The organism is Embleya sp. NPDC005971 (assembly GCF_040629175.1).
Classification (GTDB): domain Bacteria; phylum Actinomycetota; class Actinomycetes; order Streptomycetales; family Streptomycetaceae; genus Embleya.
Map to the genome: position 1 here is coordinate 133507 of NZ_JBEXUX010000019.1, position 20832 is coordinate 154338.

The window sequence follows — 20832 nt, forward strand, 5'->3', positions numbered from 1 at the left end:
GTGTGTCACGCGGCGCAGCCGGCCCCATGCCCTTCCCACGCAGTTCGCGGCAAGTTAAGGCGTCCGTCGCCGATATGCCGGAACCTTTTGCGCAGGAGGGTGTGCGTTGCCCGACCCCCTGAGACAAAGGACTGGTCACCTTGCGAACGCATTGGCGTGGAAGAGTCCGACTCGTCGCCGTCGCCCTGTCCGTGACGGCCTTCGGGTTGTCCGGCTCACCGGCATCCGCACAGGCCCCGACGCAGGAGTCGGCGGCCCAGGCAGCACCCACGGTGCGCATCAACGAGGTCGAGTCGAACGGCGGTTCGCCCGGCGACTGGGTCGAGGTGGTCAACACCGGTACCACGGCGGTCGACCTGTCCGGCTGGGTCGTCAAGGACAACGACAACTCGCACTCGTACACCGTCGCCGCCGGCACCTCGCTGGCGGCGGGCGGGCATCTGGCGCTGGACGTCGACTCCTCGTTCGGGTTGGGCAGTTCCGACTCGGCCCGGCTGTTCCGGGCCGGCGGCTCCACGCTGGTGGACTCCTACTCGTGGACCGCGCACGCGAGCACCACGTACGGCCGCTGCGCGGACGGCACCGGCGCGTTCACCACGACCACCGCACCGACCAAGGGCGCGGCGAACGCGTGCGGGCAGTCGTCCGGGAGCACTTGGCCCGGCGGCTCCGGCGTCACCGTCGCCGACGCCTCGAACGTGTTCGGCGAGAACCTCAGCGGTCTGTCCTTCCAGAGCCCCGGCGTGTTGTGGGCGGTGCGCAACGGCCCGAGCCGGCTCTACCGGCTGGTGCCCAACGGCGCGACGTGGCGCCCGGATCCGTCCGGTGGTTGGGCTTCGGGCAAGGCGTTGAACTACGCCAACGGCTCCGGCGACCCGGACGCGGAGGGCGTGAGCTTCAGCCCCGACGGGCTGTACGTGGCGACCGAACGCGACAACGACAACGACGGTGTCAGCCTGCCGAAGATCCTGCGCTACGACGTCGCCGGCACGGCCGGCTCGCTGAACGCGACCGCCGAATGGAATCTCACCGCCGATCTGCCCGCGGTGGCGGCCAACAGCGGTCTGGAGGGCATCTCCTGGATCCCGGACACGTTCCTCACCGCACACGGCTTCCGGGACGAACACACCGGCGCCGCCTACGACCCGGCCGCCTACCCGGGCCACGGCAGCGGCCTGGTCTTCGCCGGCCTGGAGGCCAACGGCACGGTGTACGCCTACGCGTTGAACCAGAGCGGCGGCGGATACACCCGGGTCGCCACCTTCACGAGCGGCTTCCCGGCGGTGATGGACCTCGAATTCGAGCCCGCCACCGGCCACTTGTGGGCCTCGTGCGACGACACCTGCCAGGGTCGGAGCGCCGTGCTCGACATCGACGCGCAGGGCCGGTTCACCGTGACCGCCCGGTACGACCGCCCGACCGGCATGCCCGACTACAACAACGAGGGCTTCGCCATCGCGCCACAGGCCGCCTGCGTCGCGGGCGTCAAGCCGGTCGTGTGGGCGGACGACGGCAACGACGGCGGCCACGCCCTTCGCGCCGGCACCCTCGCCTGCACTCCGTAACCGACCCGCACCGAACCGGCCACGCGGGACGGGCGCCCTCTCGGGGGCCCGTCCCGTTGCCACGCGCGGCGCCGACCGACCCCGACCGCGCGGACCCACACCCCCGTGGCGGGCCCGCCTCGTCCGGACCCGACGGCGACCCGCCGCGCGAGTACGCCGCCGGCCGCTACCTGTCGCCGTCCACCGTGTGGGTGTGCTTCACCAGGGCGTTCGCGTGGCCGTGACCGAGACCGTGCTCGGTCTTGAGCCAGGCGACCAGTTCCATGTGCTTGGTCAGCGGCGAGGATCGGATGACGTCCAGCCATTCCGAGACGGGTCGGCCGTACTTCTTCTCGATCGAAGGGAAGTAGGCGGCTGGGCCGTTGGCAACGTCGCTCATCGGGTCTCGTCCTCTCGGTGACCGGTGACAGGGTCTGCGATCCCGGTGGATCACCGGGGTCGCCCGGTCCCTGTCGTCCTTCTCGCGGATATGACCGCCGCGACCCGCGCGACTCATCGGTACCGGGATGAGATCCGGGTCACATGCCTGCCGGCCGCCTCATCCGACGTCGAACCACTCCTTGCCGGCCGCCCAGTGCGCCACCCACCCGGCGAATCCCGGGGCGCCGGAGGTGAATCCGAATTCGGCGCCGAAGGGCGTCGCGCCCTCGCCGCAGATGTTCCAGAGGTGTCCCCGGTGCGGCCCGGTGACGACGAGGTGCCAATACATGCCGCATCCGTCGGTGCCGAGCACGATCGTTCCGTGGTCGAAAACCTGCTCCAGGATCGGCTCGGTCTCCTCTTCGGGCCTGGGGTCGTCGTCCCACAACCACTGCGAGGTGAGCGGAAAGGGCTTGCCCGGATCGCGTTCCGGCCGACCGGCGCCCCAATCGGAGGGCATCTCCGCGAGCCCAAGGCCGAACTCCGGCGGCCCGGCCGACGACCCGTCGGTGATCTCGGCGACGAGGCTGCGATAGGGCTCGGGCAACACGACACCGTGCTCCGCCTCGAAGGCGTGCACCGCCGGCCATCCCAGTGCCGGCTTCGCCGAGCCGTCGGGATCGAACGCGGCGCGGAGCGCGGCCAGGACGTCGGGATCGGCGTGATCGATGTTCATCCGGCATCGATACCACTCGGTCGGCACCGGGTCCACCATCGGGTCACCACTCGGTCGCACCGCCGTTTCGACCGTGCTCCGATCCGTTTGGGCTCCACCGCCGGCCCCGTCCGGACCGCGGTCGTCCGCGAGGTGCCGGCGGGTGACATCTCACATAGTTTGTGACCGTTAGTGACAATCGATCACCGAGCGAAATGGTGCGCCGTCATGGCCGACAAGCCGACTGTTGTTCTCGTGCACGGGTTCTGGGGCGGGGCCGCCCACTGGGCGAAGGTCGTCGTCGAATTGCGCGATCGGGGCTTCGGTTCGTTGTTCGCGGTGGAGAATCCGTTGACGTCGCTGGCCGACGACGCCGAGCGCACCCGCAAGATGGTCCGGCAGGTGAACGGGCCGGTGCTGCTGGTGGGTCACTCCTACGGCGGTGCGGTCATCACCGAGATGGGCGATCTGCCCAATGTCACCGGGCTGGTCTACATCGCCGCGTTCGCTCCCGACGCGGGCGAGAGCCCCGGTCAGCTCAGCCAGGAGATGCCACCGGCCGCGTTCGACAACCTCGCTCCCGATTCGGACGGCTTCCTGTGGATCAAGCAGGACAAGTTCCGGGAGAGCTTCTGCCAGGACCTGTCCGAGGACGAGGCACTGGTCATGGCGGTCACCCAGAAGGCTCCCCTGGCCTCGACGTTCGGTGACACCGTGACCGCGCCGGCCTGGCGCGCCAAGCCGACCTGGTACCAGGTGTCGGCGCAGGACCGGATGATCGATCCGAACAACGAGCGGCGCATGGCCGAACGCACGCAGCCGCGCAAGGTCATCGAACTCGCCACCGGCCACGCCTCGTTGGCCTCGCAGCCGCTCCGGGTCGTCGACCTGATCGAGACCGCGGCCGGTGACGTCCCCGGCTGACCCCCGTCGAGTCCTCCCGCGCGACCCGGCTCAGCCCGAGTCGACGGTGAGGGCGTGGGTGGCCGCCGCCGCGATCGACGCCGCCAGGCCCGGCTGGTCCGGCGCGGGCAGCAGCGCGTCGCGCGGCGTGCCCTCGATCAACGCGTGCACCGCGGCGACCCGGGCGAGCGCGGTGATCGACCGCCGGGTCGTGGTGGCCGCCGTGAGCAGTCCGGGCAGCGCGTGCAACGGGCGCGGGCCGGTGGTGGCCGCCGCGAACCGCGGCGGTGCCTCGGGCCGGGCCCGCAGGACCGGGACACCCTCCGGCGGCGTGGCCAGTCCGGTGAGGTCGACGATCAGGTCGGCCTCGGCGGCGACCACCCCCAACGTGCCGGCTCCGGGACCGAAGGGGTCGAACAGGGTCAGGTCGGCGATGCCGGAGGCGATCAGCAACCCGGTCAGGTCCCCGCCCCGCGCCGGATCCACCAGCACCACGCGCCCGCTCAGCGGGTTGACCCCCCGGTTGACCAGCGCGTTGACCGTCGCGGCGGCGATGGCCACGGCGAGGCCGTCGTTGAGCGTGTCGAGCAGGAGCACCGGCGGCGTGGGGCCGAGGATGGTCCGGGTGGTCGACACGTGTTCGGGGCGGGTGTGAACGAGCACGACGGCGGCGAAACCGGGGGCGAGCAGCCGGACCGCCTGGGCGATGTCCTCGACCTGCGGCGTGGCGATGGGCAGCGGGAAGACGTCGAGCCCGGTGGCCCTGCGCAGGTGTACAGCCTGGGATTCGAGCGCGGGCAGCGCGGCGTCGGCGGGCAGCGCGTCGAAGTCCAGGACGGCGCTGGCGTCGCTGATCAACGCGACGCGGTGCCGTCGTCCGGTGTAGTGATCGGTCTGATCGGGGTGTGCGGCCAGGTGCGAGACGACCCGGCGGTCGGCGTCGGCGTCGAGCAGGGCGATGTCGTGACCGGTGGTGGTCGCCGCGCACACCCGCAGGGTCAACTTGCCGGTGGAGGCGGCGGCGAACACCGGGTCCTGGGTATGCAGCAGGTCGGCGCCCAGGCGCCGGGCCAGCGTCCGGGTGAGCCAGGCGAGCGTGCCGGGGCCGTCCGCGTCCAGGGTGATCCGACACGTGCCCATCGCGTCCGGCTCGTCGAGGCGACTGGCCACGGTGCCGGGTGCTTCGGCGAGTACGGTCGCGACCAGGCCGGCGGCGCCCGGCGGCACGTGGATGCGAAGGCTGTAGGCCGGATTGGTCGCGGGCCTGGATCCGGGCAGGTCGCGATTCACGGAGCGGCTCGGGGGGTGGTCGCGCGCAGGTCCTCGAGCAGTCCCATCCGGTCGGTGAGCAGGCCGGTCAGGATCCGGCGGGCGACCGCGAGCAGGTCGGCCACCTGGGGGCTGGTGAGCGTGTAGTAGACGCTCGAACCCTCCCGACGGCTGACCGCCACCAGGTTCGCCCGGCGCAGCACGGCCAACTGCTGGGACAGCCGCGTCGCCTCGATGCCGACCTCGGGCAACATTTCGGCGACCGCGTACTCGCGTTCGCTGAGCAACTCCAGCACCCGGATCCGGGCCGGGTGGCCGAGCGTCTTGAAGAACTCGGCCTTGAGTTCGTACAGCGGGGTGCTCACCGCTCCACGTCCCTCCGATCGCGCCGCGCCCGGTCGGCACGGATTGAGCAATTGCAGACTTTAGCAACTCGCGCTCCGAGTGATCGACCACGGGGGCGAGCGCGCCGCCCGCCGGCCCGCCCGAGCGCACGCACGCCTGCACGCCCAAGCACCCGGGCGCCTCGCGGGCCCGGTGGGCGCGCCGCCGCGTCACCGCGTCGCTCCGCTCAGTCGCGCGCGCGGTGCTGCGGCAGGGTGCCGGCGAAGACCGCCGCCTGGACGCGGCGTTCGAAGCCCAGCTTGTGCAGCATGGTCGACACGTAGTTCTTGACGGTCTTCTCCGCGAGATGCATGCGCTCGGCGATCTGCCGGTTGGTCAGGCCCTCCGCGACCAGGTCGAAGATGCGGCGTTCCTGGTCGGAGAGCGAGGCGACCCGGGGATCCTCGCCCGATCCGGTCCGCACCCGTTCGAGCACCTTCGCGGTGACCGCCGGATCGAGCAGCGACCGGCCGGCGGCAATCTCCCGTACCGCGCGCACCAGTTCGCTGCCCCTGATCTGCTTGAGCACATAGCCGGCCGCGCCGGCCATGATCGCGGAGAACAAGGCGTCCTCGTCGTCGTACGAGGTCAGGATCAACGCGTTGATCTCCGGGAAGGACGAGCGCACCGCACGGCAGACGTCGACCCCGCTGCCGTCGGGCAGTCGCCCGTCCAGGATGGCCACGTGCGGGCGCAGTGCCGGGATGCGCCGGATCGCCTCCTGCGCGGACGCCGACTCGCCGACCACCTCGATGTCGGGCTCGGCCCCGAGCAGGTCGGCCAGCCCGCGCCGGACGATCTCGTGGTCGTCCAGCAGGAACACCCGGATGGTGCCGCCCGGTTGCCCGCTCGCGGGTTGTGGCACGGGCATGCCCGCGGCGCCCGGATCACGCGGCAGCCGTACTCCGGCGGCGGCTTCGGTGGTGCGGCCGGCTTCCATGCTGTGCTCCCCGGGAGTTGCGGACGCGACACACCCGGTCGGGTCGGCGCGCCCTCAGTCTCACACCCGGCGACCGCACGGAACAGGGCCGGAAGTCCCGAATGACCGGGGCCCGTCGGGGCACGGTGCACGCCGATCGGCCCGTCCGCGACGACGGGCCGCCGCCCCGCGGCGGTGGCCGGCGAGTCGGCGTTTGACACCATGGGCCTCGGAAATGTCCCGATGAATCACCGAGGTCTTGGAGGGGTTGTGGCGTCGCACGAGCGACCCGCGCTGCCGCGCATGCGCCTGGACGAGCTGTTGGACGAGCTGCAGGCGCACGTGGAGGCGGTCCGCGCGACCCGGGATCGGGTGGGCGGACTGTTGGAGGCCGTGCTGTCGGTGGGCAGCGACCTGGACCTGGAGACCGTGCTGCGCCGGATCGTCGAATCCGCCACCACCCTGGTCGACGCCGAGTACGGCGCCCTGGGCGTGATCGGCGACGAGGAACGACTGGCCCGGTTCCTGCCGGTGGGCATGGACGCCGACACGATCCTGGGTATCGGCCCCTTCCCCACCGGGCGCGGCATCCTCGGCCTGATCATCCGCGACCCGCACCCGCTGCGCCTGCACGACCTCACCGAACACGCCGACTCCTTCGGCTTCCCACCCGGTCACCCGCCGATGAACACCTTCGTGGGCGTACCGATCCGCATCCGCGACACCGTCTTCGGCAACCTGTACCTGACCGAGAAACGCGGCGGCACCGACTTCGACGAGGACGACGAGGCGGTCCTGCGCACCCTCGCCGCCGCGGCCGGCGTCGCGATCGACAACGCCCGCCTGTACGACGACGTGCGCCGTCGCGAACACTGGCTCACCGCAAGCTCGGAACTCACCCGCAGCCTGCTCTCCGGCGACGACCCCGCGGACGTGCTGCGCTCGTTCACCGCGACCGTCCGGGAGATGGCCGAGGCCGACCTGGTCACCCTGGCCGTTCCGGTCCCGGGCACGCCCGACCTGGTCGTCGAGGCCGCCGAAGGGGTCGCCGCCGACCGGGTCCGAGGACTCGTCCTGTCCGGCGAAGGCACCCTGCTGGGCAAGGTGTTCAACTCCGGCGAGACGACCGTCACCGCCGACCTGGGCCGGCACCCGGGCGTGGTGGTCGCCACCGCGACGGGCGTCGACCTCGGCTCGGCCTTCTTGCTGCCGCTGGGCACTCCCGAACGCATCCGCGGCGTGCTCCTGGTCGCCAACCGCACCGACCGGCCGCAGTTGTCGGACGCCGTCGTGCGCATGGTGACCGGCTTCGCCGATCACGCCGCGCTCACCCTGGAGATCGCCGAGCGGCGCCGCGACGCCGAACTGCTGACCGTCTTCCAGGACCGCGACCGGATCGCCCGCGACCTGCACGACCTGGCCATCCAACGCCTGTTCGCCACCGGCATGACGCTGCAGAGCGCCACCCGCTTCATCGATCACCCCGAAGCCCTCGAACGGGTCGAGACCGCCGTCGACGCACTCGACGACACCATCAAGGTGATCCGTTCCACCATCTTCTCCCTCAAGGCCCGCGACCGGGAGACCGGCGCCGGCCTGCGCTCCCGCTGTCTGCGCGAAGTCGACGCGGCCGGCCCGGTCCTGGGCTTCTCGGCGACGCTGCGGGTGGACGGGCTGCTGGACACCCGGGTACCGGAACCGACCGCCGACCACGTCGTCGCCGTCCTGCGCGAGGCACTCGCCAACGCCGCCCGCCACGCGCACGCCGGCCGCGTCGACGTTCACGTCGAGGCCGACGCCGAGCAGGTGCGGGTACGGGTGCGCGACGACGGCGTCGGCCCGCCGGCCGACCGCACCCGCGACAGCGGCCTGGCCAACCTTCGCGAACGTGCCGAAACCCTGGGCGGCACCTGCTCGTTCGGGCCGGCCCCGGACGCCGGCTCGCTGCTGGACTGGCGGGTACCCCTGGACTGACCGGGGCGGGGCGCGGTCGTCGGCCGCGCCGCGTGGCCGGCGGTCGGGCGGGCTCGGTGGATTCGACACCCGGGCACCCGGGGTACGCGGTGGGTGCTCCTCGACGCCGAGCAGGCCCACCGGCTCACTCGGAGCGGGACCTCCGGCCCTGGGCCCGGTCCGCCCGACCACCGAGACTGATCACAGGTCGGCCCACCGGGGCCGCCGAGCACACCGAAGGGATCCGCCGTGAACCAGGCAGCCGAATCCACCGGTTCGACCTCCCAGTCGACTCCCCCGCGCGGGCACGTCGTCGTCGGTTTCGACGGCTCGCCCGGCGCGGAGCGGGCCGTGGACCTGGCGGCGGACGAGGCGCTGCGCCGGCACACCACCCTGGAGGTGCTGCACGCGCTCGAATGGGTCGAACTCGGGCACGCCGACGACCACTTCGGCCAACAACTGCGCGAGGAAGCACGCCACATCGTCGAGCGGGGCGCGGAACGTGCCCGGCTGCGCCACCCCGAGCTGTCCATCCGTTCCACCGTCGAATTCGCCAACGCCATGGACGCCTTGGAGGCCGCGAGCGACCGCGCCGCCCTGCTCGTGGTCGGCAGCCGGGGCCTGGGCGGCTTCGCCGGCCTGCTGCTCGGCTCGGTCAGCCTGCCCGTCTCGGCCGCGGCCCGCTGCCCGCTGCTGGTCGTGCACCCCGATCACGACACCAGCGGCACGGACGCCGCGAAGCCGATCGTGGTCGGCGTGTCCGACGACGACTGCGCCGCCGCGCTGGAGGCCGCCTTCGCCCGGGCCCAGTCCCAGGGCCTCCCGCTGCGGGCCCTGCACGTGTGGCGCTACCCGGCGATGATGGCGGGCAGCGCCGGCTACGCCCCGGCCCTGTACGACTGGCGCGAGGTGGCCCACGCCACCGTGACCACCGCGCTCGCGCCGCTGCGCGGGAAGTATCCGGACGTCACCGTCGTCGAGGACGTCGCCCTCGACACCCCGGCGCACGCCCTGGTCGGCGCGAGCGCCCACGCGACGCTGGTCGTGCTGGCCGCCCACCGCAAGACCGGCCGGTTCGGTCCCAACCTGGGCCGCGTCACGCACGCCGTCCTGCACCACTCCGAGGCGCCCGTCCTCCTCGTCCCGGTGACCGGTTGATCACCCGCTGAGCACGGGCCGGCGGCGGCTTCCTTCCGGTTGCCGAGGGGGGTATCCGAGATGCGATGATTCGAACATATGAACGACATCGCCGATGCCACGCCGTCCTGGGAGCTGCCCAGCCGGTTCGACGTCGCGCGCCAAAAGGTCCGGCACGGCACCCAGGCCCCGCCGGACGGGGGGCCCGAGCCGGCCGGGCCGGCCCGGCCCGATGCGCGCACGGTGGAAGCGCTGTACGAGGTATGCCCACCCGGCTACCGCAACCACGAGGTGCTGCGCCGATACCCGGCGCTGCTGGTACGCCTGGCCCGACACCACCTCCTGGCCGAGCTGGCCGAGCTCCGCCAGGGCTACTCCGACCTGCGCCGAGAGCTCAGGGACCAGGTCCCCGTGCACGTCATCCCGCAGGCCCTGGCGACCTACCGGCGGGAGGCGGCGGAAATCCACCGCGCGCTCGAACGAGTCGCCGCCATCGAACGGAGCCTGCCCCCGCCGCCACGACCCGGGCGAACCCGGACCCCCTGACCGAACACCGTCGCACCACGGGGCGGCGCCGGTCGGGCCTCGCAGGGCGTCGACCGGATCGAAAGATTGGCCTAGACCTTTCCATCGATTGGCATGGACCCGTCCGACTCCACCCGACTAGCATTCGAGCGGCATCGCACCATCTCCGAAGCCATCTGACAACTTGTCAAATGCCTTCCGAATCAAAGGAGTTGGCACGTGAAGAAACGTATCGCACTGCTCGTCGCGGGCGCCGCCGCCGTCCTGCTTCCCCTGGCCACGGCGACGAGCGCCGCCGCAGCCGGCGAGTTCCACGTGCGCGGTGTGTACTACACGCAGTCCGCGTGTCACGCGGCGGGCGTGGCGGGCTACGAACTGTGGGGCCCGAGCTTCTTCTGCTCCAACGGCCCCCAGGGCCTGATCTACCTCTACACGCACTGACCGGCCGATCGACCGGCACCCACCGCGCCCCGCCCACCGACGACCGTCGGCGGGCGGGGCGCGGCCCGTCGCGGACGCGCGCCCGCCCGGGTCGGCGGGGACGCCCGACGTGCTCCCTCACCCCTTGGCATCGACGCCCGAGTCGGCGTGCCAAAAGGCCCGTGCCGCGAAGCCGATCCACTCGGGGTTGTCCCAGGTCGCCCACCGGGCCCGCGCGTCCCGATCGATCCGCGCCGCCGCGTCGTCGACCGAGACCCCGTCCGCCCGCAACCGCCGGGTCTCGGCGCGCACATGGTCGAGGTAGCCCCGAACCTCGCGAATCAGTCCGGCATCGGCGACCTCGCCGTGGCCGGGAACGACGATCTCGGGCTCGTCGGCCAGCAGTCGGTCGAGCAGGGCGATCCAACCGCTCCCGTCGACGTCGGTGTCGAACGGCGGGAAGTACGGCAGGATCGGGAACATCCGGGTCTCCACCAGATCGCCCGTGAACAACACCCGCCCGTCGATCAGCACGGTCTGGTCGGACCCGGTGTGCGCCGGCCCCGAAGCCCGCAACACCGCGATGTGGCCGCCGAGATCGATCTCGGCCTCGTCGGCGTAGACCATGTCCGGATCAACCGATTCGACACCTTCGAGGGCCGCTGCGACGTGCGGCCCGAGCCCGGCGAACATGCCCGTGTAGCCGGCACCCTTGCGGCGCAATTCCTCGCGCTGGGCCCGGTTGTAGACGATCGTCGCGGCACCCTTGAACGCCTGTGCGCCGAAGCCGTGTTCGGGATGGAAGTGCGTGGTGGTCAGGTACAGCGGCCGGTCGCCGGCCAAACGCCTGGCCCGGTCGAGCACCCGGGCACCGTTGCGGGGACCGAGGCCGGTATCGATCACCAGCGCGGCCCGCTCGCCGACGACGATCCCGATGTTGGGCACCAGCGGTACCCGGTTGTCGGGGATGACGAAGACACCGGCGCACAACTCCACCGGCTCGCCCCGCACCACCGGCGGCGGGGCGTCGCGCACGTCCGGCGGCGCCGATCCACCGGCCGGTCCGGTGTCCGCGATCGAGTCGTTCGAGAAGGGTTCAACGGGGCACATTCCCGGGCCATCCCATCTGATCAGTGTTCAGACAACCCATGGACCATAACACCGATCCGGGACCGCACGTCTGAACGCTGTTAAGATCCACCGGTGAGCAAAGAGCGTTATCACCATGGCGAGCTGCGCGCCGCGCTGCTCGACGCCGCCGAGGCACTCGTACGCGAACGCGGAGTCGACGGCTGGTCGTTGCGTGAGGCATCGGCCCGGGTCGGCGTCGCCCCGAGCGCCGCCTACCATCACTTTCCCTCGCGCGACGCACTCGTGCGCACCCTGTCCGAACGGGTGATCGCCCGCCTCGGCGAGCGGCTGCGGCGGGCCGCCGGGCGCGCCTTTGGCGACCACCCCCACCGGCGTCTGATCGCCTACGGCCGCAGCTACGTGCGCTGGGCCATGGAGGACCCGGCGGTCGCCCGGTTGGCCTTCGCCGCCGGCCGGTCCGACCCACGCACCCCGATCTCCCCGCATCCCCACGACGTGCTCGTCGCCGAACTGGACCGGCTCGTCGACACCGGCGAACTGCCCTCCACCGCCCGCCCGGGAGCCGAATTCGTGGTCTGGGCCGCCGTGCACGGGTTGGCCACGCTGCTCACCGACGGCCTGGTCGAACTCGACGGCCCGCGCGCCACCGACCGGGAGGCGGAGCGACTGGTCGACGCCGTCCTGACCGGCCTGGTCCGGGAGCAAGCACCGGAGCAGCCCTGGCCCACCCCGCGCTCCGCCCACTCGCAACGCCACGCCGGCCCGTAGGCGTCGACGGCTGCGGCTTCACCGGCGCCACCGCGACCGACTCCGCCCTGCGGCCCCGGCGTGGCCGGTCGTGCCCGTCAGCTACCCCCGTACCGGCTCCGGAGCAGTTCGACGATGTCCACGGTGTCGGAGAGGCGGGGGTGGGCGGTGACCGTCCAGGTGGTGTTGGCGAATGCCTCCAGGGTCAGCAGGCAGTCGGAGAAGTCGTCGATGCGCAGTTGTTCGGGTTTCAGGCGTTCGCGCGACTCCGCGGCGACGACGAGCAGGTCCTCGGCCCATTCCAGTCCGTCCGCGAATTCCTTGAACTCGTGCCAGGACATCAGGAACCCGACCTGTGAGGCCAGCACGAGTTCGCCCGTTCGGCAGGCTTTCATCTCCCATGGCATGGTGCCGATGCCGATGCATTCCAACACGCTCCACTGCCAGTCGTTGTCCGGGACCACCTCGATCAACTCCGCCAGGCGAATATGGAAGCCGGGCCCCTGAAGCGGGAATTCGGTCTCGTTCATCACGTGTGCACTCACTCCCGTGACATCGCGGCGGCCGACCCGGAGGTCGCGTCGGCCGTGTTCGGCGGCCCGGCATCGAGTCGGTGGGCGAGTTTCGCGCCCTCCGGGTCGATGTGCGGGAGGAATCGGTGCAGTGGCCGGGGCAACCACCAGGCCCGATGGTCGAGAATCGCCATCACCGCCGGGACCAGCGTCATCCGCACCACGAAGGCGTCGAACAGGACACCGATCGCCAGCGCGAAACCCATGCCCTTGACCACTCCGTTGTCGGAGAGCACGAACGCCCCGAACACCGAGATCATGATCAACGCGGCGGCGGTGACCACCTTCGCGCTGTGGCCGTAGCCCACCCGCAGGGCCTCCTCCGCGGGCCGCCCGCGGGTGTACTCCTCGCGCATCCGCGAGACCAGGAAAACCTCGTAATCCATCGCCAGACCGAACAGGATGCCGATCACCAGGACGGGCAGGAAGCTCACGATCGGACCGGTGCCGTCCAGGCCGATCAGGCCGGACAACCAACCCCACTGGAAGACCGCCACCACCGCGCCCAACGCGCCGAGCACCGACAGCAGGAAACCCAGCGCCGCCTTGACCGGCACCACCACCGAGCGGAAGACCACGGTGAGCAGGAGGATCGCCAGGCCCATCACGACCAGGCAGTACACCGGCAGCGCCGACGCGAGCTTGGCCGCCACGTCCAGATCGACCGCCGTACTGCCCGTGACGTCGATCCGGGTCCCGGTGACCGCGGCGATCGGATCGCGCGCCCGGCGGATGTCGTCGAGCAGGTCCCGGGTGCGCGAGGACTCGGGGCCGGTCGCCGGAATCACCTTGACCAGCACGGTGTCCCCGGCCGCGTTCGGCACCGGCGGCGCCACCGAGGCCACCTCCGGCAGGTCGGCCACCCGGGCGGCGACCTGCTCCGCCGCGGGCCCGACCATCGTCCTCGGGCCCTGGACGACCACGATCAGCGCGCCGGTATAGCCCGGGCCGAAGCCGGCGTCGACCAGGTCCTGGGCTCGTACCGCCGTGGTGTCGCTGCGGTCCTTGGGCAGGCCCAGACGCAGATCCAGGGCGGGCAGCGCGCACAGGGCCAGCGCCGCGACGCCCAACGGCAACACCACCCACCGCGACCGGGTCACCGCGTGCACCCAGCGCAGCCCCGCCGACGCCCGCACACCGCCCCGCACACCGCCCCGCACACCGTCGCCCGCGCCGCCCCGCCCGCCGTCGGCCCGATCCGCCGACCGGCGCAGTGCCGGGATCGAACTCGCCGCCACCCGCGACCCGAGCACCCCCAGCAGCGCCGGCAACAGGGTCAGCGCGACCAGTACGGCCACCACCACGGTGGCGGCGGCGGCCACCCCCATCACGGTCAGGAACGGGATCCGCACCACCGCCAGCGCGGCCAACGCGATCACCACCGTGGCGCCCGCGAAGACCACCGCCGTCCCCGCCGTGCCCACCGCACGCGCGGCCGACTCCTCGGGTTCCACGCCGGCGCGCACCTGATCCCGGTGCCGGGACACGATGAACAACGCGTAGTCCACCCCGACCGCCAGACCCAGCATCGTCGCCAGCGTGAGCGAACTGCTGTCCATGGTCACGAAACGGCCGCCGGCGAGCACCAGCAGCACCCCGACGACCACCCCGACCAGCGCGGTCGCCAGGGGCACCAGCGAGGCGCGCAACGAGCGGAAGACGAACAGCAACACGCCCAGCGTGACGACCAGTCCGGCGATCTCGCCGACGCCGAACGGCGCCGGCTGCTCGACGAACGTGTCGCCGCCCAGTTCGACGGTCAGGCCGCGTGCCCTGGCCCCCTCGGCGATCTCCTCGACGGCGTCCCGGGTGGCCGCCGAGACGTCCTCGGCCTGCTTCTCGGTGAAGGTCAGCGCGATGATCGCGGTGGTCGCGTCGGCCGAGACCGCGCCGGCGCCGTACGGGTCCTCGGCCGCGGCCACCCCGGGCAGCGCGGCGGCTGCGGCGGTGGCGGCCGATACCGCCTGCCGCGCCGGTCCCGCGGTGATCGTGCCGCGGTCCGCCGCCCGGAGGACGATCCGGCCCTCCGCGCCGTCGGCGGTGGGGAATCGGGCCTCCAGGACGTCGAGGGATCGTTGCGACTCGGTGCCCGGGATGGTGTTCTGCGCCGCGAACGGCCGCATCAGGGTGACCGCGGCACCGGCCGCGAACAGCAGGATCAGCACCCAACCGGTGATGACGAGCCGGCGACGCCGATAGGCGAAGCGCCCCAGGCGATACAACAACGTGGACATCACGAACTCCCGGACGGTGCACTTCGAAGGCGGGGGTGGTCGACGCGAACCACGCTAGGAGCCGACCCGTCCCGCAACCGCCGACAACCGCCCCAGCCGGGGCCATTCACACGCAACTCCCATAGAACGGACCCCTGTTGGTACGACACCCTGAACGGGTGCCGGCACCCGTCGCGGACCGCACCGCAGCACCCGTCGACCCCACGCACGCGACCACCGCGCGGATGCCGGCACGGTGGTACGCACACGACCACCCGCCGACCGCCCACCCACCACCGACCACTCGACCGAAAGGCCCCGATGAGCCCCCCGGACCCGCAGGCCGGCCGGCCCGCCCACCCCGCACCCCAGGATCGCGGCCGTCTCCTGGTCGTCGACGACGAACCCGCGATCGTGGACACCGTCGCCCGCTTCCTGCGCTTCGTCGGCTACGACGTCCGCACCGCCGGCACCGGCCGCCAAGCCCTCACCGTCGCCCGGGACTTCCTGCCGGAGCTGATCCTGCTCGACGTGATGCTCCCGGACGACGACGGCTTCGAGGTGCTGCGCCGACTGCGCTCCGACGGTCTCCCGGTGGCCGTGGTCTTCCTCACCGCGCGCGACACCCGCAAGGACGTGGTCCGCGGCCTGACTGCGGGCGGCGACGACTACATCACCAAGCCGTTCGGCCTGGACGAGGTCACCGCGCGCGTCGAGGCCGTGCTCCGCCGCACCCGTCGCACCGACCCGGGCGGCGACGTACTTCGCGTCGCCGACCTCGAACTCGACGCCACCGCCCACCAGGTGCGCCGCGGCGGCCGGCCCGTCGATCTGTCGCCCACCGAATTCCGGTTGCTGCGCTACCTGATGCTGCATCCCGACCACGTACTGACTCGTGCCCGGCTGCTGGAACACGTGTGGTCCTACGACTTCAACGGCGACGACACCGTGGTGGCCACCTACATCAGCTACCTGCGCCGCAAGATCGACGACGGCCAGGGCACCCCGCTGATCCACACCCGTCGCGGGGTGGGCTACTGCCTGCGCACCCCACCGTGCTGAGCCGGCGGCCCAGAACACGCCGGCAACCGCTGAGCCGGCGGCTGGTGATCGTGCTCGTCCTGGTCTGCACCGTGGTCCTCAACACCTGTGCGGCGGTCACCGTGGGCGTATTGCGAGATTCGCTGTTCGACCGCCTGGACAACCAACTCGACACCACCGTGGCCGCGTTGCGAGCCCTGGACCAGCGCGAACGCAACAACCAGCCGCTCGGCCTGGATCCGGGCGTGTGGCTGACGTATCCCGGCGGCCTGCGCATCGCCCTGGCCGCCCCCGGCCGCCGTCCGCCGCACGGCCCGGGACCGAAGTTGACCGGCACGCTGCCGGCCGCCGGCCGCACGGTCACCGCCCGCTCCGGCGAGCCCGGCTCGGACGAGAGGTTCCGGGTCCGGATCCAGGATCTGACCGACGGGCGTACCGCCCTGGTCGCGTTGAGCACGAACGACGCCGAACAGGCGGCCGATCACGCGCTGTACGTCGTGCTGATCACCGTGGGCATCGCGCTGCCGACCCTGGGCCTGCTCGGCGCGCTGTTCGTGCGCCGCGAACTGCGGCCGTTGGAACAGGCCGCCCGTGTCGCCGACTCGATCGCGGCGGGCGACTACGCGCGGCGTGTGCACAATCCGCTGATCGGCCCGCGGACCGAGGTCGGCCGGTTGGCCACCGCCCTGGATCGCATGTTGGACCGGATCCAGGCCGCGTTCATGGCCCGGGACACCTCGGAGGAGCGGCTGCGGCGCTTCGTCGCGGACGCCTCCCACGAGTTGCGCACGCCTCTGCAATCGATCGGCGGATACACCGAGTTGTACCAGCGCGGCGCGCTCCCGGATCGGGCCTCGGTGGACGACGCGGTGGCTCGGATGCGCGCCGAGGTGCGTCGGATGAACGGCCTGGTCGAGGCGCTGTTGCTGCTCGCGCGCCTGGACGAGGAGCGGGAGATCGACCTGGAACCGGTGGACCTGGCCCGGGTGGTGGCCGACTCGTGCCGCGACGCCGCCGCCGTCGAGCCCGACCGGCCGCTCGACCACACCGCCCTCGCGGGCCCGGGGGCGGTGCTGGTGCTCGGCGACGAGGATCGACTGCGCCAGTTGGTGGCCAACCTGCTCGGCAACATCCGCATGCACACGCCGCCGGACGCGCCGGCCTCGGTCGAACTGCGGCGCGAGGCCGATCGGGTGTTGCTGACGGTGCGCGACGGCGGCCCGGGCATCCCGGCCGCCGACCTGCCGCACGTCTTCGATCGTTTCCACCGCGCGGACAAGAGCCGCAGCCGGGCCCAGGGCGGCAGCGGCCTGGGGTTGTCCATCGTCGCGGCGATCGTCGACATGCACCGCGGCGACATCCGGATCGACCCCGCGCCCGAGCGCGGCACCGTGGTCCGGGTACGCCTGCCCGCCCTCCCCGACACCCGCTCGACACCCCCGCCGACCTGAGCCGGCCCGACTGCGCCGTCTATGGACCGACCACCGTCTCCGGTGTCGACCGGGCGGGTCGCGTCACCGCGTCGTGGGCGCTCTCGTAGGGCAGTACGACGTGCACGGTCCAACCGCCGTCCGGGCCCGGGCCGATATGGAGCCGGCCGTCGTGCATCGCGACGCGCTCGCGCATGCCGATCAGGCCGTGGCCCATCCCGTCCCCCGGCGCCTGCGCCCCGCGCCCGTCGTCGCGGATCCGCACCTCCAGCGCGTCCTCGCGGTAGCGGACCAGGACCTCGGCGGTGGCGGCCGAACCGGCGTGTTTGCGGGTGTTGGTCAGGGCCTCCTGGATGATCCGGTAGGCGGTCGAGGCGACGGTGCGCGACGGGTCGATCGGCACGCCCTCGACGACCAGGCCCACCGACAGGCCCGCCCGCGCGACCTGGCCGACCAGGTCGTCCAGGTGTCGCAGGCTCGGCTGGGGCACCAGCGCCTCGGTCTCGCTCTGCGCGCGCAGCACGCCCAGCAGCCGGCGCATCTCCACCAACGCCTCGCGGCCGGTGCGGGCGATGGTGTCCAGCGCCTCGCGCGCCTTGTCCGGCGAGTTGTCGATGGCCCGACTCGCGCCGTCGGCCTGGACCACGATCACCGACACGTTGTGCGCCACCACGTCGTGCAACTCGCGGGCGATCCTGGATCGTTCGGCCGCTGCGGCGATCTGCGCCTGTTGGTCCCGCTCGAACTCCAGCCGGGCCGCCCGCTCTTCGAGTTCGGCGTAGTAGGCGCGGCGGGTGCGCATCGAGTCGCCGAGCACCCAGGCGATGCCGAGGGTGATGGTGAGGAAGCTGTAGACGAACACCGCCTCGCGCACGTTCAGGTCCAGGCTGCTGCCCCGGCGCACGCAGTAGAACGTGACGGGGACGGCGAATACGCAGACCAGCGCGATTCGCGACTGCCGACGGGTCCCGGACTTGGCCGCCACGTACAGCACCATCGGCACCGCGAAGCTCGCCACGGTCATCCCGGACGTCATCACGAGTTGTCCCGCACAGCCCAGTGCCACCAGCGCGAACGCGGCCCGGCGGCGCGCCCTGCGCAACGTCGCGCCCAGGCAGTAGAGCACCACGAGGATCGAGTGCCCGCAACGGGTGAAGCCACCCGGCGCGTTGTCGTCGTACACCTGACCGGCACTCGTCAACAACAACGGAAGCACGATCATCGCGTCCACCGACAGCGGGTGCGCACGCAGCCAGGCATAGAGTTTTTGCACACCGGCACGCTACGGTCGGCCACCCCGAGCGGGCGTCATCCGGCGCGGCGAGCGGGCTCATCCCTCCCAGGTCGCACACCGCAGGGGCGTTCCTCCTCACACCGGCCACCGACATCGGGCCGAAGGCTGACGACACCCCCATCGAGCAAGTCCCCGGCGCGGTCCGGGACATCGGCATCCACGAACACCGGCGGAACAGGTGACGGGTACGGCGGCGCGCGCCGCCGTACCCGTGCACCTCGGTGCGCCGTCGACTCCGCACGAACGGATCCGAGACGGTACGCCACCCGACGTACCGGCCTCGAAAGCGTTGCGGGACAACCCTCGACACCTGCCCGCGACGTCGACGGACCCCCTCCCGTCGAGCATCGCCCGCAAGCCGTCGCACGGGTCGTCGAACGCCCCTCCCCCCTCCGACCATCAACCCCGGCGTGACACGGGAATCACGGTCGCCCCCCAGGATGCCGCCGACTCGTCACGTCTGCGTGATCGTGTCGTCACCACCCGTGAACACGACTTTAGAGCCCGTTCCCGGCAAGAAAAAGGCAGCAAATCAGCCGGCCTCCGAGGTTGCGCCAAATGGCACAAACCGTCGGTTGCCCGACTCTCGGAGCCCGTCGCGATCCACGCCGCGGCACCGCGCACCCGGCGGCCACGGCCCTGCCTAGGTCGGGACGCGCCAGAGTTGGCCGCTGTCGCCGTTGGCCGAATACAGTTGCACCGCAGTCCCGTTCGCGGATTTCCCACCGGCCACGTCGAGCACCCCACCGCTCGCGACGTGCACGATCCGACCCTGTGCGTCGACCATCCACTTCTGCGCGGCGGAGTCGTTGCAGTCGAACAACTGGATCCGGTTGCCGTCGGTGCGGCGATTGCCCGCGTTGTCGAGGCACTTGCCCAACGCCCGCAGTGTGCCGTCCCGTTCCAGGATCCAGGACTGCCCCGGGCCGAGGTCGCAGGCCCGGATCCGAATCGGGGTGCCGTTGGCGGCCGTACCGCCCTCGACCTCCAGACACCGGCCGCCGATCCCGACCACCCGACCCTGCGGCGGCACCGGCGCGCCCGCCGCCGCGAGCGCCCGCAGGCCCTGGACGTCGAACTGCTGGACGTACCGGCCCGCACGGGAGTCCTGATAGCCGTTGGATGACGTGCACATCACCGGGCGTTCGGCCGAGTCGGCACCCTTGGGGCAGCCCCCCGGTGCGTCGTCCGCATGGGCCAGGCCCAGGGTGTGGCCCAGTTCGTGGCTGATGTGATTGCGCATGCCGGCCTCGCCGAATCGGGCGATCGGCGTGCCGTCCGCACGGAAGAAGGAGGCGTCGATGAACGCCTGTCCACCGACGACCGTGTCCCCGAGCGCCCGGGTATGGAAGCCGCAACTCCAATCGGGAGTGCCGCTTCCGTCGGTGACCACCCGCCACGGGCCGCCGTCGGCGGGCACCAGGCACGGGTGCGGCAGTACGCCCACCACGATGTCGCCCCGGCCGCGCGCGGTCGCATCGCCGGCCGGCTCGGTGTCCACCGCGATCGGCAACCCGGTGATCCGCCGCAACTCGGCCGCCGTGCGCTCGACGTACGGACCCAGCCAGGCGACCGCCCTGCGATCGTGGAACCGGAACGTGTAGCCGCTCGACGACAACCGCACCGCCCCACCCGACCGCCACCCGGCACCCGCCGACGGCGCACCGACCGACTCCGGCACGACGGCGGCCGACTCCGGCTCGACACCCGCCACCGCCGCCGGCGGCGAGTCGTCCTGCGTGCCGAACGCCGCATCGAACGGCGGCAAACCACCCACGAACACGGCCGCCGCCGCGAATCCGGCCACCAATACCATCCGACGCTTTCCCGAAGCTCGCAAAGCTCCATAACCCTTCGTCACCATGCAGCCACGCTGCGCTCGGAGCCGATCGAGAAGCCACGGTACACAGCGAAATGCCCATCGACTCCGATATCGGAAAGGCAATTACGAATCGGGGCACTTCATGCGCGACCGAGCGGAGCCGGGATCGGTGCCGACGCCCGCACCGGGCCCGCGACCGGCCGGCGCGCGTCGCGAGGTCGGCCCACCGGTTCACCCGTCGCCCGCCCCGCCGGAAACCCGAGAAGCCCCCGCCCCCGACGACAGGTCGGGGGCGGGGGCTTCGAGCCGGCAGGCGCCGTCGCGCGGTTGCGGCTACTTGGCCGGTTCCGGCTCCGTCGCCTCCTCCGGCTCGGTCTCGGTCGCCGGTGGTTCGGGGAGTTGCACGGATTGCAGGAGGAGTTGGGCCACGTCGACGACGCGGAGTTCCTCCTTGGCCTCGCCCGCCTGCTT

Annotated in this window: 19 protein-coding genes; 9 read left to right on the plus strand and 10 right to left on the minus strand. The window is 72.0% G+C overall.

The genetic code is table 11. From position 1 onward, the window contains the following. The first annotated feature begins 140 nt into the window (after positions 1-140). Positions 141-1565 carry a lamin tail domain-containing protein gene (locus ABZ374_RS19135; RefSeq protein ID WP_360312428.1) on the plus strand — a complete coding sequence of 475 codons (1425 nt, stop codon included), beginning with the start codon at positions 141-143 and terminating at the stop codon, positions 1563-1565. A gap of 166 nt (positions 1566-1731) precedes the next feature. Here the strand turns inward: ABZ374_RS19135 and ABZ374_RS19140 are convergent, their stop codons facing one another. Next, positions 1732-1944, minus strand: a complete 213-nt coding sequence (locus tag ABZ374_RS19140) for a DUF4287 domain-containing protein (protein WP_360312430.1) — start codon at positions 1942-1944, stop codon at positions 1732-1734. 159 nt (positions 1945-2103) lie between these two features. Beyond that, positions 2104-2661 (minus strand): SMI1/KNR4 family protein, encoded by a 558-nt coding sequence (locus ABZ374_RS19145; RefSeq protein ID WP_360312432.1) that lies wholly within the window; start codon positions 2659-2661, stop codon positions 2104-2106. 207 nt (positions 2662-2868) lie between these two features. On the opposite strand from ABZ374_RS19145, the gene ABZ374_RS19150 reads away from it, so the two are divergent. Then, positions 2869-3564, plus strand: a complete 696-nt coding sequence (locus tag ABZ374_RS19150) for an alpha/beta hydrolase (RefSeq protein WP_360312434.1) — start codon at positions 2869-2871, stop codon at positions 3562-3564. A gap of 30 nt (positions 3565-3594) precedes the next feature. Here ABZ374_RS19150 and ABZ374_RS19155 read toward each other — a convergent pair whose 3' ends face one another. The 3 genes from ABZ374_RS19155 to ABZ374_RS19165 form a co-directional block, all read right to left on the minus strand. Continuing rightward, positions 3595-4833 carry a malic enzyme-like protein gene (locus ABZ374_RS19155; protein ID WP_360312436.1) on the minus strand — a complete coding sequence of 413 codons (1239 nt, stop codon included), beginning with the start codon at positions 4831-4833 and terminating at the stop codon, positions 3595-3597. Then, positions 4830-5177 (minus strand): metalloregulator ArsR/SmtB family transcription factor, encoded by a 348-nt coding sequence (locus tag ABZ374_RS19160; protein ID WP_360312438.1) that lies wholly within the window; start codon positions 5175-5177, stop codon positions 4830-4832. Before ABZ374_RS19160 ends, ABZ374_RS19155 begins: the two co-directional genes overlap by 4 nt. Before the next feature lie 206 nt (positions 5178-5383). Next, the gene (locus ABZ374_RS19165) at positions 5384-6136 is read right to left on the minus strand and encodes a response regulator transcription factor (protein WP_360312440.1); all 753 of its coding nucleotides are present in this window, start codon (positions 6134-6136) and stop codon (positions 5384-5386) included. Positions 6137-6385: 249 nt separating this feature from the next. On the opposite strand from ABZ374_RS19165, the gene ABZ374_RS19170 reads away from it, so the two are divergent. From ABZ374_RS19170 to ABZ374_RS19185, 4 genes are all read left to right on the plus strand, one after another. Beyond that, positions 6386-8089 carry a GAF domain-containing protein gene (locus tag ABZ374_RS19170; RefSeq protein WP_360312442.1) on the plus strand — a complete coding sequence of 568 codons (1704 nt, stop codon included), beginning with the start codon at positions 6386-6388 and terminating at the stop codon, positions 8087-8089. 228 nt (positions 8090-8317) lie between these two features. After that, on the plus strand, positions 8318-9226 hold the full coding sequence (locus tag ABZ374_RS19175) for a universal stress protein (RefSeq protein WP_360312444.1): 909 nt from the start codon (positions 8318-8320) through the stop codon (positions 9224-9226). Positions 9227-9304: 78 nt separating this feature from the next. Next, positions 9305-9751, plus strand: coding sequence for a hypothetical protein (locus tag ABZ374_RS19180; protein WP_360312446.1), 447 nt, complete (start codon positions 9305-9307; stop codon positions 9749-9751). Between the two features lie 198 nt (positions 9752-9949). Further along, entirely contained in the window at positions 9950-10171 is a 222-nt protein-coding gene (locus ABZ374_RS19185) for a hypothetical protein (protein ID WP_360312448.1), read from the plus strand. Between the two features lie 117 nt (positions 10172-10288). Here ABZ374_RS19185 and ABZ374_RS19190 read toward each other — a convergent pair whose 3' ends face one another. Next, positions 10289-11260 carry an MBL fold metallo-hydrolase gene (locus ABZ374_RS19190; RefSeq protein ID WP_360312450.1) on the minus strand — a complete coding sequence of 324 codons (972 nt, stop codon included), beginning with the start codon at positions 11258-11260 and terminating at the stop codon, positions 10289-10291. Between the two features lie 93 nt (positions 11261-11353). On the opposite strand from ABZ374_RS19190, the gene ABZ374_RS19195 reads away from it, so the two are divergent. Then, positions 11354-12010, plus strand: a complete 657-nt coding sequence (locus ABZ374_RS19195; RefSeq protein WP_360312452.1) for a TetR/AcrR family transcriptional regulator — start codon at positions 11354-11356, stop codon at positions 12008-12010. Between the two features lie 77 nt (positions 12011-12087). Here the strand turns inward: ABZ374_RS19195 and ABZ374_RS19200 are convergent, their stop codons facing one another. Next, on the minus strand, positions 12088-12519 hold the full coding sequence (locus tag ABZ374_RS19200; RefSeq protein WP_360312454.1) for a hypothetical protein: 432 nt from the start codon (positions 12517-12519) through the stop codon (positions 12088-12090). A gap of 11 nt (positions 12520-12530) precedes the next feature. After that, complete coding sequence (locus ABZ374_RS19205) at positions 12531-14795, minus strand: MMPL family transporter (RefSeq protein WP_360312456.1); 2265 nt, start codon at positions 14793-14795, stop codon at positions 12531-12533. Between the two features lie 300 nt (positions 14796-15095). On the opposite strand from ABZ374_RS19205, the gene ABZ374_RS19210 reads away from it, so the two are divergent. Both ABZ374_RS19210 and ABZ374_RS19215 read left to right on the plus strand, forming a co-directional pair. Beyond that, the gene (locus ABZ374_RS19210; protein WP_360312458.1) at positions 15096-15836 is read left to right on the plus strand and encodes a response regulator transcription factor; all 741 of its coding nucleotides are present in this window, start codon (positions 15096-15098) and stop codon (positions 15834-15836) included. Between the two features lie 44 nt (positions 15837-15880). Next, entirely contained in the window at positions 15881-17266 is a 1386-nt protein-coding gene (locus ABZ374_RS19215; RefSeq protein ID WP_360312460.1) for a HAMP domain-containing sensor histidine kinase, read from the plus strand. 19 nt (positions 17267-17285) lie between these two features. On the opposite strand, the gene ABZ374_RS19220 is transcribed toward ABZ374_RS19215, so the two are convergent. Continuing rightward, the gene (locus ABZ374_RS19220) at positions 17286-18518 is read right to left on the minus strand and encodes a sensor histidine kinase (RefSeq protein ID WP_360312462.1); all 1233 of its coding nucleotides are present in this window, start codon (positions 18516-18518) and stop codon (positions 17286-17288) included. Positions 18519-19182: 664 nt separating this feature from the next. Continuing rightward, complete coding sequence (locus ABZ374_RS19225) at positions 19183-20355, minus strand: ricin-type beta-trefoil lectin domain protein (protein WP_360312464.1); 1173 nt, start codon at positions 20353-20355, stop codon at positions 19183-19185. Positions 20356-20832: the final 477 nt, after the last annotated feature.

Coding starts and splice junctions, on each gene's coding strand:
- ABZ374_RS19150 (WP_360312434.1), top strand. CDS start 2,869: ATGGCCGACAAGCCGACTGTTGTTCTCGTGCACGGGTTCTGGGGCGGG.
- ABZ374_RS19200 (WP_360312454.1), bottom strand. CDS start 12,519: ATGAACGAGACCGAATTCCCGCTTCAGGGGCCCGGCTTCCATATTCGC.
- ABZ374_RS19210 (WP_360312458.1), top strand. CDS start 15,096: ATGAGCCCCCCGGACCCGCAGGCCGGCCGGCCCGCCCACCCCGCACCC.
- ABZ374_RS19225 (WP_360312464.1), bottom strand. CDS start 20,355: ATGGTATTGGTGGCCGGATTCGCGGCGGCGGCCGTGTTCGTGGGTGGT.
- ABZ374_RS19190 (WP_360312450.1), bottom strand. CDS start 11,260: ATGTGCCCCGTTGAACCCTTCTCGAACGACTCGATCGCGGACACCGGA.
- ABZ374_RS19205 (WP_360312456.1), bottom strand. CDS start 14,795: ATGTCCACGTTGTTGTATCGCCTGGGGCGCTTCGCCTATCGGCGTCGC.
- ABZ374_RS19140 (WP_360312430.1), bottom strand. CDS start 1,944: ATGAGCGACGTTGCCAACGGCCCAGCCGCCTACTTCCCTTCGATCGAG.
- ABZ374_RS19165 (WP_360312440.1), bottom strand. CDS start 6,136: ATGGAAGCCGGCCGCACCACCGAAGCCGCCGCCGGAGTACGGCTGCCG.
- ABZ374_RS19180 (WP_360312446.1), top strand. CDS start 9,305: ATGAACGACATCGCCGATGCCACGCCGTCCTGGGAGCTGCCCAGCCGG.
- ABZ374_RS19145 (WP_360312432.1), bottom strand. CDS start 2,661: ATGAACATCGATCACGCCGATCCCGACGTCCTGGCCGCGCTCCGCGCC.